The sequence below is a fragment of the Mesorhizobium sp. B2-5-11 genome, assembly GCF_006440835.1.
Taxonomy (GTDB): domain Bacteria; phylum Pseudomonadota; class Alphaproteobacteria; order Rhizobiales; family Rhizobiaceae; genus Mesorhizobium.
Genome location: NZ_VFUK01000009.1, coordinates 116,741 through 132,409, shown reverse-complemented (window position 1 = coordinate 132,409; position 15,669 = coordinate 116,741). Strand labels below are relative to the sequence as shown.

Here is a 15,669-nt window from a genome sequence, read left to right as displayed (position 1 = left end):
CCGGCAACGGCGACGCGCGGACCGATCCGTCTGCGCGAGCGATCGTGCTCGGCCGGAATTCGGCAGGAGAATGAAATGAACGGGCCGGTCAAGACCATTACCAGGGATCCGCTGCTGCAGCCGCTGACCATCAAGAAGCTGACATTGCGCAACCGTATCATAAGCACCAGTCATGCCTGTGGCCTGGAAGTCGGCGGCATGCCCGAGGAAGCTTATCAGCGCTATCACGAGGAGAAGGCGCGCGGCGGATTGGCGCTATCGATGTTCGGCGGCTCGTCCAACGTCGACCTGGATTCCCCCAACATCTTCCGGCAGCTCAATGTCGGCACCGACGCGATCATCCCGCACTTCCAGCGCTTCAGCGCGCGCATGCATGATCTCGGTGCGGCGCTGATGTGCCAAATCACCCATCTGGGCCGCCGCGGCGATCCTTATGCCGGCGACCGGCTTTCTACGATCGGACCCTCGCCAGTGCGCGAGACGCTCCACCGCAGCATCCCCAAGGAGATGGACGAGCACGACATAGACCGTGTCGTGAAGGCTTACGCCCAGGCTGCCCTGCGCTGCAAGGAAGGCGGTCTGGACGGGATCGAGACCCTGGCGGCCGGGCACCTGATCGGCCAATTCCTGTCGCCGTTGACCAATCGCCGCACGGATCGTTTCGGCGGCGCGCTTGAGAACCGCCTGCGTTTCGGCCTGATGGTCCACGAAGCGATCCGCAAGGCCGTGGGGGATGATTTCCTCGTCGGCATACGTTTTGTCGTCGACGAAGGCCCCGATGGCGGCCTGAACTTCGAGGAATGCGTCAAGGCGGCCCTGATGCTCAAGGCGGGGGGAGGCGTTGACTTCTTCAATGCCATTTACGGCACGATGGATACGACACGCGCGCTTGCGGAGGAGAACATGCCCGGCATGGGCTCGCCGCTGGCTCCATGGATCGAACCGGTCGGCGCCTTCCGCCACGAGGTCGGGTTGCCCGTCTTTCACGCCGCGCGCATTGCCGATGTCGCTTCGGCTCGCTTCGCGGTGGCGGAAGGCAGGCTGGACATGGCGGGCATGACGCGCGCCCAGATCGCCGACCCCCATCTGGTGGAGAAGCTCGCCGGCGGCCGCGAGGCCGAGATACGCCCTTGCGTTGGCGCCACGCATTGCCAGTCGCCGTATCGCCCCTCCTGCCTGCACAATGCCGCGACGGGCCGCGAACTGACGCTGCGCCACATCATCCAGAAGACTGACGGACCTGCCCGCAAGGTAGTCGTCGTCGGCGGCGGACCGGCCGGCCTGGAGGCGGCGCGTATCAGCGCCGAGCGCGGCCATGCCGTTTCGCTCTACGAGGCGGCTGGCGATCTCGGCGGGCAGATCCGGATCGGCGCGACCGGCTCCTGGCGTCGCGACCTCATGGGCATTGTGGAGTGGCGCGAAGCCGAACTGCAGCGTCTCGGCGTTGCCGTCCATACCAACGCCTATATGGAAAGCGCCGATATCGCCGCGCTTGAACCGGATGTCGTCATCCTCGCCACGGGCGGCCTGCCGCAGATCGACCTGCAGGAGGGCGCGGAACTCTGTCTCAACACATGGGACGTCCTGACCGGACAGGTGCCGCTGCATGGCGAAGTGCTGATTTACGACGGAACCGGACGGCATCCAGGCCCGCTTTCCGCCGAACAAGCCAGAGATGCAGGTGCGGAGGTCGCCTATGTCTCGATCGACGCGCAGCTTTCGGAGGAACTGACCTATGCCGAGCGGCTGCGCTGGAAGAAGCGCTTCCTGCAGCTTGGCGTGAGGCCAGTCTTCGAGAGCCGACTCTTCGCGGTTCAGCGCAAGGACAACCGGCTGGAAGCCAGCTTTGTCAATGAAATCTCGCGGGAGGTGACGAGTATCCTTGTCGACCAGGTCATCGTCGAGCAGGGCAGCATTCCCATGGACGAAACCTATTTTGCGCTGCGCAGCCACTCGGCGAATGATGGCGTCACCGATCTCGACGCCATGGTTAAGGCGGCGCCGCAACCGCGCCTGCGGGAAAGCGGCTTCGAACTGCACCGTATCGGCGACGCGGTTTCGAGCCGCAACATCCATGCCGCGGTGCTGGACGCCTTGCGCATATGCAGCGCGCTGTGACGGTGCGCGCGCCGGCGGTGTCAGCGGCCGATGCGGTCGAGAAACTGATACCAGCCCGCCACTGTGCGCACCGCCGGCTCGCGCAGGAAATAGAAGGGGATGGATTGCGGCTCGTTGCGTTGCATCAGGCTGAGTTCCGGCCTGTCTCCCAGCATCAGGTCGACGGCGCGGCGGCCCATGAGGCCCGACATGGCGATGCCGGCCCCGTTGTAGCCGAGCGCGAAACCGGTCCGCTCGTCGAGCATGCCGATCTGCGGCAGGCTATCCATGGTCATGGCCACGAGCCCCGACCATCGGTGGGTGATCGCGGTGCCGGCAAGCTGGGGGAGCATCTCCTTCAGCGCCCTTTCGAGCGCCTGGAAGGCGGAGGCGGAATCTTCGCGCCCGAAGGCCCCGCGCCCGCCGAACAGCATCCGGTCGCCGGCGGGTCGAAACCAGCGCATCATGCGCCGCGTCTCGCTGTAGCTGCGGCAGTGCCGCATCAGCGTGGCCCTGAGGTCGGCGCCAAGCGGCTCGGTCGCGATCATGGCGCTGCGGAAGGGGATCACCGTTCCGCGCACCGGCGCAGTGGCGGCGGTAATGTCGGAATAGCCGTTGGTGGCGATCAAGACATGCCTGGCTGCGACCTGGCCCCGCGCCGTCGTCAAAACGGTGCGGTCGCCGTCCTTCCGGCGTGCCACCACGACCGAATTCTCGAAGATCTCGCCGCCCCCGCTGCGCACTGCGCCGGCAAGCCCCCGCGCATAGTTCAGCGGATGAACGATGCCGGCATGGGTGGAAAGCACGCCGCCGACGAAATCGGCCGAACCGGTTTCCTCGCGCACCGCGCTGGCGTTGAGTATGGTCAGGCTGGCATCGCCGAACATACCCCGCGCCGTCTCCGCTTCGGCCACGAGCCTTTTCTGGGCAAGTTCGTTGTGGGCGCAACGCAAATTGCCGGTCTGGATGAAGCCGGCGTCGGCAATACCCAGTTCTTGGATATTCCGTTCGACGCGATCCATCGCATCATGGCCGATGCGGTGCATGCGCCGCGCCGCTTCAAGCCCATGGTGCGCCGCGATGTCGCTTAGCGAGGCGCGAAACTTGGTGGAAACGACCCCGCCATTGCGGCCGGAAGCGCCCCAGCCGATTTCGACCGCTTCCAGAACGACGGGATGCAGGCCGCGCTCGATGGCGCGCAAGGCGGCATTGAGGCCGGTATATCCGCCGCCGATGATGGCGATATCGGCCTGGACCGCGTTTCCAAGCGCGACCGGCGGCGGCGCCGGCGAGGCCGTTTCCAGCCACTGCGATCGTGGATGTGCCAGGTCCTGCATCGGCATCGTCCTCCCTTGGGCGCCGGCGGAGCTATTCCCGCTCGACGGCGTCGGCGAGGTCGCGCAGTGTGGCGAAATGGAAATCCGGCTTCGTCACTTCGCCCGGATGCGGTGTGCCGCCATAGCCTTCCAGGTGCATCCGCCGCTCGATCCAGCAGACCTTGTAACCGAGCGAGCGGGCAACGCCGATATCATGATACTGGCTCTGTGCAACGTGCAGCATGTCCTCCTGGCGATAGCCGAAGGCGGATTGCCGCCCGAGATTATGCGAGAAGAAGCGTGGGTCAGGCTTGGCGCATCTGGCGTCGTCCATCGTGACGGCGTCGTGGAAAGGGGTCCCCAGCGTGTGCGAGTAGGCGCTGAAGGCAACGCGGTCGGCGTTCGTCATGGCGACCAGGCGGAAATGCCGGCGCAGCCGCTTGAGTGCCTCGGCGGAATCCTCGAATGCCGGCCAGCGCAGCACGGCAATCTGGAAAGCGTCGGCCGAGCGCTGGTCCGCAGGCAGGCCGAGCTTATGGGCCACATGGAGGTAGACGTCCGCCATCACCTGGCTGGAGCGGCCGGGATGATCGACGCGCCCTTCAAGATAGGGGGCGAAGAGATCGTCGTCGCTCAGCCCCTCGGCAGCCTTTCCCCCGATCGAGCGGAACGCGTCGAGAATGCCTTTCTCGAAATCGATGAGCGTCCCCACGACGTCGAATGTCAAAATTTTGAATTGCTTGAAGGACATCAGACCTGCCTCTCTTCCTCGCTGAAACCGGCTTCCGACCGGCGGAAGCTTGCGTTCAATGAACAGAAGAGGATGCGTCGCCGCAATTCCACAAATGCTGATCGGGGAGCTTACATTTTGTAATGTCCCGCCTTCGACACCTGCTTCCTTCGCTCAATGCGCTCGTGACCTTCGAGGCGGCCGTACGCTGCGGGACCTTTGCTCGTGCCGCACAGGAACTTTGCGTCACCGGCCCGGCTGTCAGTCGCACGATCGGGCGGCTGGAGGCCCATCTGGGCGTCGCGCTTTTCCACCGGACCGCTTCCGGCGCCGTCCTGACGGAGCAGGGCAGCGTGCTTTTTTCGGGAATTTCGGGCAGCTTCGACGAAATCGAGCGAACAGTCCTGCGGGTGCAGCAGTCAAGGCAGTCGGGAATGCGGACAGTGGTTCTTTCGGTGTCGTCTGCCTTCGCCACGCACTGGTTCATGCCCAGGCTAGCGCTGTTCCAGTCGAGATTCCCGAAAGTCGATATCCGCTTTCAGCTGATCAGCGGACCGCTTGGCGGAGCCGTGGACGGTGTCGATATTGCGATGCGCTTCGATCATGGCAGCAACGCCCGGCACGTCGCGCGCAAGCTGATGCCGGAATTGCTGGTGCCGATCCGCGCTCCTCACCTGCCGGAAAAACAGGCGCCCACCGGCACGTTCATGCCGGCGCTCGACAGGATCATCAATCTCAGCACGGCAGAACCGGACTGGTCGGGCCTGTTTTCGGAGAACACGGCAAATGGCACGGCGGGCGGGCTGCAGTTTTCGGACTATACAGTCGTGGTCCAGGCCGCCCTGCTCGGGCAGGGCGTCGCTCTCGGCTGGCTCAACGTCGTGTCGCATCACCTGGCGCGCGGTGTCCTGGTGCCGGTAGGCCCGGTCATGAAGACCGGCCGGACCTGCGAACTGGTCATCGCCCGCAAGCAGGAGACTCCTGTAGTTTCCGAGATCTGCGATTGGATAGATACCGAATTCACCACCGATATGAAGCGCGTCGACGCGCAGTATCCTGGCCTTGAACTTGGTGCCGATCCATCGCGCCAGGAAAATGGCCGTAATCCGATCAGGAGTTCATCCCATCCAGCGTCTTGCGGCGGATTCTGATAAGGGTGTTTCTCCATTGCTCCAACGGCTGCGGCGGCATCGCGCTTTTCAAGGCCGTCGAGTATTCGGGTGTGATCGCGGACGCTCAGTGACACGGCGCCCTTCGCCAAAAGCCCCGGCGGCGGAATTCCAGGCCGAACGAATACATCTTGTGCAGAAAATCGGCCAGAAGCGGATTGCCGCCGGCCCGACAGATGGCGTGGTGGAATTCGGCGTCGGAAATCTGCAACCGGACGGGATCATGCGTCATCTGGCGCTGCGCCTCGAGCGTCTCAGCTCCCGATCCCCCGACGACCGGTCGTTTGTTCGACAAGAGCCCGATCCAGCTCATCGGCGAACTTCGCCAGCCGAACGGCGCCGCATCGCGAAAGCCGCAGCGTATCGATTACGAAGTATCGCCGCAACGGCACCGCCAATCTCTTCGTTTGCCTCGATGCCCATCGGTCATGGGGGAACGTCAAGGTGACCGAGCGGCGAACCTCCGATGACTTCGCGCTCTGCATGCACTCGTCGATCTCCACTTCCCAAAGGCCGAGTACATCAGATCGTGCTGGTCAATCTGTCGACACACGCCCGCCGTCCTCTATGCGGCCTTCCCGTCATCGGAAGCGCGCCGCCTGCTCAGGCGCATCGAATTCCACTATGCGCCCAAGCACGCCAGTTGGCTCAACATGGTCGACATCGAGATCGGCATGGAGAAGCGGTTCTCAACCGGTTTGGCTGGCCGAGAGGAGGAAGTGACTATCAAAATACCTCAAAAGAAAATGTCGATGCGGATTGCCACTAGGGTGGGGTCCGCGGACGCCAACTTTGCCCACGGGCACCGGCACTCAGGTGGCGGCAAAGGAAGCATACCCAAGAACTCGAGATCCGGAGCAGATCCAAAGGCAGTTGAGGGCACACGCGACCTCGATTCCACCGACGGAGTCCCTTGGGCACGACGCCAAACAACGGTCCACACAGCTCCCTGGTCGACTTCCTCCCCAATTCAGCGCTTGGGGATTCACCGGTTTGCGCAAACGTCCTTCATGACTCGGCGTAATTGGCCCTGCTTGAATCGGAAATCGCATGAGTCGGTAGCGCCCGGTTCTTTCTTGTAAGAGAGCGGCTTCTGCAGCAAATCCAGGAATATTCATTTTGATCGCCTCCTTTGTTGGTTTTATCGATCATAGCATTTGACCAGACTAACTCCCGATTTGTCGACACAAACTTCAGTCCGCCAACATGCAGGAACGCTTTAACCAAGGAGCGCCCGCATGAACGGGCGATCCGGATCTTGCGAACGAACCTTCTGAATTGCGCTTAGCAGAAGCCAGACGCATAACATGCGGTCAAACATGCCGGTATATCGCCAGCAGTAAGTATTGAACAAGCAGTAGTACATGCAAGGCATGACCAAAACCCAAAGAGCACACCACCTCCCCCAATCATGCCTCCGCCGCCGCCGCGCAATTGAGCCATCACTCCTTCTCCAATATTGTTGTAGGGTTGGTTTATTGCAGATTGGTAGTGACCTCTCGTCTTGCATAGCGATGTTTCTGCAGTAAATCCAGGCATATTCATTTTGTATCTCCTTACACTTAGCTAGATTTAACGGTCATAGTACGGCGACATCTTCGCGACGAGGAACGGAAATTCTTCGGTTACGTCGCAGCGCGTAGAGAACTTCTCTGTAAAATCGCTGTTGCGGTTGGTATAAGAGAAGATCACGTCAACGATGTTGCGGGTGGCGCTCAAGGGCGAGGGGCGCACTTCCACCCCGGTCAACGAAAAGTCCCGCCCAAATTCCTCAGCGGCCTTGCCATAGATAGCGGGATAGCGCATGGCCAGGTAGTTCAAGGCGCGGTGCTCGTCGGTCGCGCCGGCATTGTCCGTCAGCTGCATGATCCTGCCGAACAGTTCCTCGGCCGCCGGTCCGAACTGCTGGGCAGTGGTTTTCTCCGGCTTCGGGATGGCTTTGATAAGGGCGTCGCGGTCGAAGGAGTAGATTTGATCGAATGCGACGATGGGTACCATCAGGCCATTACACATTTGCGGCGGCGCGATGGGACCGCGCATACCGATGACAACATCGATGTCATTAGGGCTAGGGGCGGGACGAGTGGCTTCCACCAGCAGATCAATGTCCGCCGGATCGCGTGGCTGCAGTAGGTAAGTTTCCAGCCCCTGGATGGTCAGGACCCAGCATAGTTGGCGCACTAGGTAGCGGTGCTCGCGCTTGGATAGCACGGCGTAGAAGGTCTGTTGATCGGTCTTCCCGGCGGTCTCCGTGCGTCCTGTCGCCTGGGCAAATTCCTTTTCCGCGGCGAGGTTCGGGAAACGCGCTTCGACCCGACCAATGGCGTAAACATAAGAGAGGGACATGGAGTTCGCGCCTCCTGCGCAGGTTGGGCAGGGCGTCTCCCTCGAGAGTGGAGAGGTCGACGACGATCGGAGGTTTTCCTCCCCAGCGGGACCGTAGGCGGCCGTGAACACAGCGGCATCGCATCTTGCCTCATCATGACCTGTCGACCGTTCTGTCGATTCTTGTTCCATAGTAATCCTCATTCATCACATCACAGATCAATGGATCTGGGTTAATGGGCACGGCCGGTGAAGACAAACCGGCGGTTTAGCGCGGCCGCCCGGCGTTCACAGCCTCCGCAGGATTGTATCCCCAGATAGGAGGTAGCTCGTCCAACCGCATCGCCTAACCCGATTTCCTCGTCGGTGATAAATCCAGGCAGGCGTACCCGGTAAGGCGGATGTTCGCTCTGGTTTGGCGAGTCGTTGCCTTCATTTGCCTTTGTCACGCTGTTCGCCTCCTCCCATTTGTCACCAATAGTACTTGGTAGGCCGCCGCGGCATCCAGTAAAGGTGGAACGACGGAAGCACGTCGCGAGGTGGAGGCTTGGGTCAGGGCGAGCTTGATTTGTACCGCGGTCGCAGAAGGAAATTCCGACCATAGAAGTGCAATCGCACCGGTCACAAAGGGCACCGCAACACTTGTTCCACCGAGCGCAAGCGACTGGCCCTCGCTGCCGAGACTGGTAATGCTGTCGCCGGGCGCGCGAAAACCCCGCCTGCCGATGGAACTACCCAGGTTCGATTCGTCGATCGGCCTACCTCGAAAATCACAGGCCACCACCGGGATGACCCACGGGTGGCGGGTGATGGCGGAACTTCCAAGCGTGCCTTGGTTGCCCGCAGCTGCAACGATTATGACGCCGCGGCTGACGGCGAGATTGAGCGCCTCTTCCAACGCCTGCTCGTCTTTAACCGAAGGTTGCGCAAGGGCGAGGCTTAAATTGATTACTCGCGCGCCTGAGCCAATGCATTCGACAATCGCCGTGGCAAGCTCCCGGGGTGTTGCACTGGGCATATGTTCGCGCCCGGCGGTCGTCTCGGTGAAAATAGGGCGTATGAGTAGGGTACAATCGGGGCAAATGGCGGGCGCAGCGGAACTCCGCCGGGCCGATAAGATGCCGGCCACAAACGTTCCATGTAGGCACGCCGCGCTGTTAGCTTGGGTGCATGTGCCACCGCTGCTTCCGAGGATCTCGTGGAGGTGTTCGCCTGTCAGATCGGGATGTTGGGTAACGACAGGTCCATCGATGAGCCCGATCTTCACTTCCGGGCTACCGCTGCCGCGTTCCATCAACGCGGTGAGGCTGACTAAGGCTAAAGAAGCAGAGGGCGCCATCTGCGTTGGACGATCGTCGCGATCGACCTCCCAGCATCTTTTTTATCCTACACGCCGCAAGGAATAACGCAACCCCATCCGGTTGCAATGTCGTAAGCAGATGAGTTGTCCGGATTAGGTAGCACGTGAGTTGTCCGGTTTTATCGCCAGCGGATGGAGGCTGGGGATGAAGCGGACGGCATGGCTACAGGACCGGAGAATGCAAAAGTTTCGGGACGTTTTGAGCCGCTGGAATGGCGGCGATCTTTCGATGATGGAGGCAGGCGAGTTGCTTGGCATGTCGGAGCGGCAATTCCGACGCTACCGCGATCGGTACGAAAAGGCTGGGGAAGCTGGCTTGCTCGATCGGCGTCTGGGCAAGAATTCGACTCGTCGGGTCATGATGCTGCATCAGGACGGCAGACGCGTTCTCAGGCTGGCGTCGATCTCGATCATGTCGGCGACGCTGCCCGTCCAGGTCCGTGACGGTGAAGCGATCTCTGGCAACTCGGCCAGCTGGGCTTGCTTGCGTCGGATATCGGCAAGGATCGGGATCGCGCGAAGATAATTCGCGATCGTATCGAGCCTGGCCGACAGCACCGACCGCTCGGCGATGCTGCGGTCGTAGTTTTCTGTCGCGTCCAGGCGCTCTGTCTCAAGGGTTTCGAAGGTCGACGCCAAGGTGTCGATCGCCTCCCTCCTCGACTTCAGTTCCGCAAGCCGCTTCTTGAACAGAGCAAGCTCGGTTCCGTGTGCCTGCTTGCGATAGAGCCTGTCCGCCTCGGCCTCGAGCAGGCTCAATGTATCGCTTGCATGCCCGAGGCCGGCGCTGGCCGTGAACAGCAGCTTGCCGAGGTCACCGCGCGATTCCAGGATTGATTTTCCACCTGCTTCCAGCGTTTCGTCGTCCAACGAGAACATGGTCTCGTAGGCGTCGCGCGACAGGCCGGCGAGATGGGATGATATCGCCATTTCGCTGACTGGTTGGCCAGTCGCGTTCAGCAACGAGTTGGTGCGCTGTTTGGTGCGTGTGAAAATCTGCTCCGCGCCGCCAAGTTCGAGCACCCCGCCGATGCGCATTGCGCTGTACTCGTGCACGAAATTGTAGCGGCTGCGCTCCTCGATGCCGAACAGCAGATCTCGAGATAGCCGGAAAGCACCGTCGACTTGCCGGCCTCATTCAGGCCGAAGACGACATGCAGGTCGGGACCGGATTCCGGTTTCGGCCCGAAGTCGATCGTCCTGTCGGTGAACTTGCCATAACGGATGAGATCAAGTCGCCGCAGCCTCATTGTGACCCACCGGCCTTGAGGCGGGCGGTAACAAGGTCGGCGCCGCTGGCAACCACCCTCTCCAGGAACAACTCCTGCTCAGTCTCGTCCTTGCCGGCGAAATCGCGCCCGTCAGGCGGAAAATCCGCGATCATCTTTTGGACCAACGCCCTCGCCTCGGCACGGAAGGCTTCCGAGCCGGCATCGGCGCGCATGGACTCTGCGAGCTCGAAAATCGGATCGGCGACGCCCTCGGATGTTTCGGCTGCGGGTGGCGAGACGTTAAGTTCGAGCTTCTCCACCCAGGTTTCGCCTACCTGGTCCGCGACCTGCTCAGCTTCCGCGAGCAGCAGATCCCGGTCGCGGATCAGTGCCCACGATAGAGGTGACGCCCCGGTCAGGCCGAGGCGAACCACAGCATGACGGGATCTAACGGAGGCGCGCACATCTTCGAGCGCGGATCGGACACGCTCGACGATCTCGGACCATTCCACCGTTTCGGTCACGTCGACGTTCACCCGCTCGAATTGCGCGATACTGGTGAGCCTTTCCTCGATCTCGATGGTGCGGTCGTCTTGTATCGTCACCAGGGTGACGGATTTCTCGCCGGCCTCGTTGATGTCCCTGCCCTGTGGAATTCCTGGCATCACCACGGTGCTTGCCCCGGGATGGACTTGGCGGACATGGATGTGCCCAAGCGCCCAGTAGTCGAAACCGTGGCCGTGCAGGTCAGCGACATTGCAGGGGGCATAGACGTCGTGGCCCGGCGATCCGGCCAGGCTGGTATGCATGATACCGACATTGACCGCGCCCTCGCGCGGCGCTGAGTACTTCGGGAGTAGACTGTCCGGCGCCTTGGGGCTGGCAAAGCTCAAGCCGTGGAACATGACGTCAAGCCCGCCGGCTGTCTGCAGCACGGTCTGGGCGCCGAAGATCGTGACCGTGTCAGGGAACACCAGCTGTTTCGATATCCGCGACAGGGCGTCATGATTGCCACGGATCTTGAAAACCCTGATGCCGGCCTGATGAAGCCGTGTCATCTGTGACGCCAGGAAGCGGGCCGTTTTCATCGAAGTCTGATCGCCATCATAGAGATCGCCGCCAATGACCAGGGCATCGACACGTTCCGTGAGGCAGAGGTCAGCGATCGAGACAAACGCCTGACGGCTGGCGTCTCCGACGAGTTCGGCAAGGTCGGGGTTTCGCATCGCCAGCGAACGCAGCGGCGAGTCGAGGTGGATGTCGGCGGTGTCGACGAATCGAAATGGCATTGGAAATCTCCGGTTTGAACATACCGGTGTTCGACCGCGGCTCGACAGGGAAAATCTTAAGAAAATCCGGCGGCCGATACCGCCGCCCCCCTTCCGCATGAGTTCGCCGACATCTTCCGAGCTAGAAGTCTGTTCGCTTATTCGAGGACCGAGCGCGACGCTGCGGGACAGACCCTCCACAGATAAAAGCGCTGGGAAATGGTGGGGCAATGTATTGACGATACCCCCAACATTGCAGTGATACGTGATGAGCTTAAATCCCTCTGCAATGTTTAGGATGCTGACTTAACAACTCTTCCATTTGATGTCGCACGGTGTGCGTTGCTCAATTCGGCCGAACGAGGCAGTGTGTGGATTCGGGGCCTCGTCTCGGCTATGCACACACGATGGACGACAGATCCTTGTTTATGAAATCCAGCATCGACCACCTCCCGCCACCAAAGCAGCGCGAGCTGAGAAAGACGGTTGAGCTGCTCCTCGAGGAGTTTGAGGATGCCCTCAAGGGAGGGATGACCGACTTCAAAAAGCGCGGGCGCATTCTCAAGATCATACTTTTCGGGTCCTATGCACGTGGTGGCTGGGTCGACGAGCCGCATACCAGGAAGGGCTACCGTTCGGATTTCGACCTGCTTGTGGTGGTGAACAATCGCAAACTGACCGATTTTGCCGGCTATTGGCAGACGGCAGCAGACCGGTTGATGCGCGAAATCAGCACGCCAGTCAGCTTCATTGTACATTCCCGCCGGGAGGTGAACACTGCCCTCAGGGAGGGTCAGTACTTCTTTGTCGACATCCGTCGCGAGGGAATTGTCCTCTACGAGCTCGACGAAGAATCGCTGGCGCATCCGGCACCTACGAAGCCGGCCGATGCATTCCAATTAGCAGCCGAACACCTCGAAGACAGGCTGCCGCACGCCCGAGTATTTGCAAAGACAGCTGGATTTCTTCTCAGCGAATCCAATTTCAAGGAAGCGGCCTTTCTCCTTCACCAATCAATCGAGCAGGCCTACGCGGTGTTGTTGTTGGTTCTAACAAATTACAGCCCTGCCTCTCACAACGTCAAATTCCTTCGCAGCCTCGCTGAAGATCAAGCACAGGAACTTGCCGAAGTTTGGCCCCGCGACCAGCAGCGTTTCGTAGCTTGGTTCAACGTCATCAACGAGGCTTATGTGAAAGCGCGCTATTCGAGGCACTTCGAGATCACTCGCGAAGCGCTCCAGTGGCTTGCCAAGCGGGTCTCCGAGTTGATCGATCGTATCGAAATGATCTGCCGATCACGGCTTGAAAAATTGAGGAGCGAGGCAAATACGGCTGATCAGCAAGCGGGCTAACTTCGCGATTGCACCAATTCCGGTGTGATGTTCGGAATTATCTGTCGTCGTCCGAATTTAAGTGGGGCTGCCCACGTCGTGTGCGAAGTCGTTTCGGCACTCGTATAGAACCTTGAGCACATCGCTGCCGCACGACATGCCGCGAAGCGTGGTCTCTATCCGGGGAAGACGAATGCTGCCGAAGCCGCTGGTACCCGCAGCGCAATTCTGGAGGAGATGGCACAGCGCGCGAAGGGAGGTGTTTTGCCCGTAGGTGGCGATTGCCACGTAGGCGTCGGCTCCTTCAACGTTGTGTTCGGCGTCAATCCTCAAGCAGTCCTCCCGCGTCGGCTGCCCGATCTCGAAACGCATGCCGATACGGCTTTCGATCTGATCCATAGCATGGGTATCACGCCTCGTGCCCGCTAACCGATGAGTGTTGCCGGCGAGCAGTAAAGCGAAGCCGCATCGCTCCTGAAGATGCAGCAGCTCCCGCAAAACAGTGGGTGTGAAGTTCTGATATTCGTCCACCAGCAACGGGCGCGTCGGGCCGTATCGGGCGCCCAAAAAATTCATGCAATCCTTCGCAAGATCGTATGTGTGCTTGCTGTCCCTTTGGACGCCGTAGGCGTCGTGCAGCATCAGGAACATCGGCCTGATAGCCTTGGTATGCTGCGCAACCTCACAATAGGCAGCTCCGCTTTGGGCGGCTATCCAGTTGAGCGCTACAGTCTTTCCGAGTCCTCGGGTGTCTGGTCGGGCTTGCCGGTTTCCGGGTCTCGCGCGTGCAAATGCAGGATCGCGGCACCGGCCTCGGCCGCGGCGATCGCCTCCGACGCGATCTGGTCCGGTGTGATCGGCAGGTAGGGCGACATGGTCGGGGTGTGGATCGCCCCGGTCACCGCACAGGTGATGATGACCTGGTCGCCGTCGCGCCGGGCTTGCGGCTGGTTTCTTTCATTGTCCGAACTCCTGATCCGATTTTTTCTTGTGTGCCGCCAGCGCCATCAGCCGGCGATCCCGCCAGACCTGCCGGTCACCCAGTTTTTTCCTTGGCAGGCGCTTGCTGCGCTCGGCCTCGACGGTTGCCATGACCTCGCCCGCCCAGTCGACCCGGCGCAGCATCTGCGGGAAGATGTTGGAGTAGATGCCCTGGTAGCGATCGACATAATCGCGCACGCCGCCGGGCGCATTGAGGTCGATGGTCTCGAACGGCCCCATGAATGACCAGCGCAAAGCCAACCCGTCGCGGATGCCGATGTCGACATCCTCGACGCTGGCATAGCCGTCGACGAGCCGGAAGGCTTCCTCAAGCAAGGCGCCCTGCAACCGGTTCATGATGAAACCGTCGAGCTCGCGCTTCATCACCAGCGGCGCATGACCGGCATCGATAAGGAAGGCGCGGGTTCTTTCCAGCGTCTCAGCGGACGTCCATGGCGCTGGCACCACCTCGGCCGCCGGAATGAGGTAGGGCGGATTGATCGGATGCACGACCAGGCAGCGGTGCCGCCCCTGCAGATGGTCGGTGAACTTCGACGGCAACAGCGCCGAGGTGGAACTGGCGATCACCGTTTGCGGGCCGGCCAGACTGTCGATCAGGGAGAACACTTCCCGCTTCACATCGAGGTTTTCAGGCGTGTTCTCCTGGACATGGATTGCTCCAGCCAGCGCCTCCTCCAGTTCGACCGCGATGGCGATGCGGCCAAGCACGGTGTCGACGGACTGCCCACGCAGCAGGTCGTTCGAAGAAAGATCGCCAAGCACGCCTTCTATGTAGTCGCGCGCGCCGCCCGTCGCGGCGGGCGACTGGTCCCACATCCGCACGTCATGGCCGGCGCGAGCGAAGCTGATCGCCCAGGCCCGCCCAATGAAACCGCTGCCGACAATCGCAACCTTTGCCATGGATCGGCCCTCCTCAGAGCGTTTCGACGTTGCCGTCGACGCCGAGCGACTGCCCGGAAATGTTGATGCCGGCGTCCGACAGCAGGAAGGCGACCATCGACGCGACATCATAAGGGCTGGTCATGCGACGCAGCGAAATGTTTTGGAGATAACGATCGGTCATCTCCTCGTGGCTGATACCGACCTGCTTGGCGCGCGCCGAGATAACACCTTCGATGCGGGGTCCCTCGATGATGCCGGGCAGGATGGCGTTGACCCTGATGCCGTGCAGCCCAAGCTCCTTGGCGAGGCTTTGCGTGAAACCGATGACACCGCACTTGGCCGCCGAATAGGGCGTGCGGAACGCATAGCCGTGGCGGCCAGCCGCCGACGACATCGACACGATCGAGCCCCCGCCCGCCGCCTTGATCAGCGGCACGGCGCGCCGGGCGCACAGGAACTGGCCGGTCAGGCAGATGTCGATGCAGCGCCGCCAGTCGTCCGGATCGATCTCGTCGACACCGCCTGTCGGCCCGGCAATGCCGGCATTGTTGATCAGCGCATCGAGCCCGCCGAGTTCTTTCTCGACCGCCTCGAACAGCCGGTCGACGTTATCGTCGCGCGAGACGTCGGCCTTCACTGCCGCGATCAGGTCGATCTTGTCGGGCGCAGCGGCGAGCGCTTCGTCGGAAACGTCGCAGACAACGACGCGGGCGCCGAGCCGCGACAGCGTGTCGGCTATGGCAAAACCGATGCCCCCCGCACCCGCTGTCACCAGAACGCGCTGGCCTTTCAGCCCAGCCAGAAATTCGTTTGCGGAGTATGGCGCGCTCGAACTCATGATCGTCCCTCTGACAAGCTCGGCCGGAAATGATACACCCGGCGAAAAGTGACGACCGTCAGCACTTGGGCGGACGAGTTGCTTGAGCGTAAACCGGAACGGCAGGTCACAGTCGCTCTCGCCAACAAGGTAGGACGGAT

At 61.3% G+C, this 15,669-nt stretch carries 14 protein-coding genes and 2 pseudogenes; 4 read left to right on the top strand and 12 right to left on the bottom strand.

Going from position 1 to position 15,669, the window contains the following annotated elements:
- The first annotated feature begins 75 nt into the window (after window positions 1–75).
- Window positions 76–2,118 carry an NADH:flavin oxidoreductase gene (locus FJ490_RS25155; RefSeq protein ID WP_140523226.1) on the top strand — a complete coding sequence of 681 codons (2,043 nt, stop codon included), beginning with the start codon at window positions 76–78 and terminating at the stop codon, window positions 2,116–2,118.
- A gap of 20 nt (window positions 2,119–2,138) precedes the next feature.
- Here FJ490_RS25155 and FJ490_RS25150 read toward each other — a convergent pair whose 3' ends face one another.
- Window positions 2,139–3,434 carry an FAD-binding oxidoreductase gene (locus FJ490_RS25150; protein WP_140729075.1) on the bottom strand — a complete coding sequence of 432 codons (1,296 nt, stop codon included), beginning with the start codon at window positions 3,432–3,434 and terminating at the stop codon, window positions 2,139–2,141.
- A 31-nt stretch (window positions 3,435–3,465) separates the two neighbouring features.
- Entirely contained in the window at window positions 3,466–4,164 is a 699-nt protein-coding gene (locus tag FJ490_RS25145) for an HAD-IA family hydrolase (RefSeq protein WP_140523221.1), read from the bottom strand.
- 122 nt (window positions 4,165–4,286) lie between these two features.
- On the opposite strand from FJ490_RS25145, the gene FJ490_RS25140 reads away from it, so the two are divergent.
- Window positions 4,287–5,294, top strand: a complete 1,008-nt coding sequence (locus FJ490_RS25140) for a LysR family transcriptional regulator (RefSeq protein WP_140523218.1) — start codon at window positions 4,287–4,289, stop codon at window positions 5,292–5,294.
- Between the two features lie 85 nt (window positions 5,295–5,379).
- Here the strand turns inward: FJ490_RS25140 and FJ490_RS25135 are convergent, their stop codons facing one another.
- Complete coding sequence (locus FJ490_RS25135) at window positions 5,380–5,625, bottom strand: FCD domain-containing protein (RefSeq protein WP_140523216.1); 246 nt, start codon at window positions 5,623–5,625, stop codon at window positions 5,380–5,382.
- On the opposite strand from FJ490_RS25135, the pseudogene FJ490_RS33270 reads away from it, so the two are divergent.
- Window positions 5,600–5,989, top strand: a pseudogene (locus tag FJ490_RS33270) (transposase); the annotation flags it as partial. The gene FJ490_RS25135 and the pseudogene FJ490_RS33270 overlap by 26 nt on opposite strands.
- An 895-nt stretch (window positions 5,990–6,884) precedes the next feature.
- On the opposite strand, the gene FJ490_RS25130 reads toward FJ490_RS33270, so the two are convergent.
- The 5 genes from FJ490_RS25130 to FJ490_RS25105 all read right to left on the bottom strand — a co-directional run bounded on the left by FJ490_RS25130 (window position 6,885) and on the right by FJ490_RS25105 (window position 11,497).
- The gene (locus tag FJ490_RS25130; RefSeq protein WP_140499601.1) at window positions 6,885–7,658 is read right to left on the bottom strand and encodes a hypothetical protein; all 774 of its coding nucleotides are present in this window, start codon (window positions 7,656–7,658) and stop codon (window positions 6,885–6,887) included.
- 424 nt (window positions 7,659–8,082) lie between these two features.
- Window positions 8,083–8,931, bottom strand: coding sequence for a S8 family serine peptidase (locus FJ490_RS25120; RefSeq protein WP_224656360.1), 849 nt, complete (start codon window positions 8,929–8,931; stop codon window positions 8,083–8,085).
- A 435-nt stretch (window positions 8,932–9,366) separates the two neighbouring features.
- Window positions 9,367–10,053 (bottom strand): AAA family ATPase, encoded by a 687-nt coding sequence (locus FJ490_RS25110; RefSeq protein ID WP_246674846.1) that lies wholly within the window; start codon window positions 10,051–10,053, stop codon window positions 9,367–9,369.
- Window positions 9,954–10,247, bottom strand: a complete 294-nt coding sequence (locus FJ490_RS33570; RefSeq protein WP_246674848.1) for an AAA family ATPase — start codon at window positions 10,245–10,247, stop codon at window positions 9,954–9,956. The genes FJ490_RS25110 and FJ490_RS33570 overlap by 100 nt, the downstream gene beginning before the upstream one ends.
- The gene (locus tag FJ490_RS25105) at window positions 10,244–11,497 is read right to left on the bottom strand and encodes a DNA repair exonuclease (RefSeq protein ID WP_140729074.1); all 1,254 of its coding nucleotides are present in this window, start codon (window positions 11,495–11,497) and stop codon (window positions 10,244–10,246) included. The genes FJ490_RS33570 and FJ490_RS25105 overlap by 4 nt, the downstream gene beginning before the upstream one ends.
- Window positions 11,498–11,904: 407 nt before the next feature.
- On the opposite strand from FJ490_RS25105, the gene FJ490_RS25100 reads away from it, so the two are divergent.
- Complete coding sequence (locus tag FJ490_RS25100; RefSeq protein WP_140523464.1) at window positions 11,905–12,828, top strand: nucleotidyltransferase and HEPN domain-containing protein; 924 nt, start codon at window positions 11,905–11,907, stop codon at window positions 12,826–12,828.
- Between the two features lie 57 nt (window positions 12,829–12,885).
- Here FJ490_RS25100 and FJ490_RS25095 read toward each other — a convergent pair whose 3' ends face one another.
- The 4 genes and pseudogenes from FJ490_RS25095 to FJ490_RS25080 form a co-directional block, all read right to left on the bottom strand.
- Complete coding sequence (locus tag FJ490_RS25095; RefSeq protein WP_140523207.1) at window positions 12,886–13,521, bottom strand: AAA family ATPase; 636 nt, start codon at window positions 13,519–13,521, stop codon at window positions 12,886–12,888.
- Window positions 13,522–13,550: 29 nt separating this feature from the next.
- Window positions 13,551–13,768 (bottom strand): annotated as a pseudogene (locus FJ490_RS25090) (3-keto-5-aminohexanoate cleavage protein); the annotation flags it as partial.
- On the bottom strand, window positions 13,765–14,709 hold the full coding sequence (locus FJ490_RS25085) for a 3-hydroxyacyl-CoA dehydrogenase (protein WP_140523204.1): 945 nt from the start codon (window positions 14,707–14,709) through the stop codon (window positions 13,765–13,767). The pseudogene FJ490_RS25090 and the gene FJ490_RS25085, both read right to left, overlap by 4 nt.
- Before the next feature lie 13 nt (window positions 14,710–14,722).
- Window positions 14,723–15,529, bottom strand: coding sequence for an SDR family oxidoreductase (locus FJ490_RS25080; RefSeq protein ID WP_140523201.1), 807 nt, complete (start codon window positions 15,527–15,529; stop codon window positions 14,723–14,725).
- Window positions 15,530–15,669 lie beyond the last annotated feature (140 nt).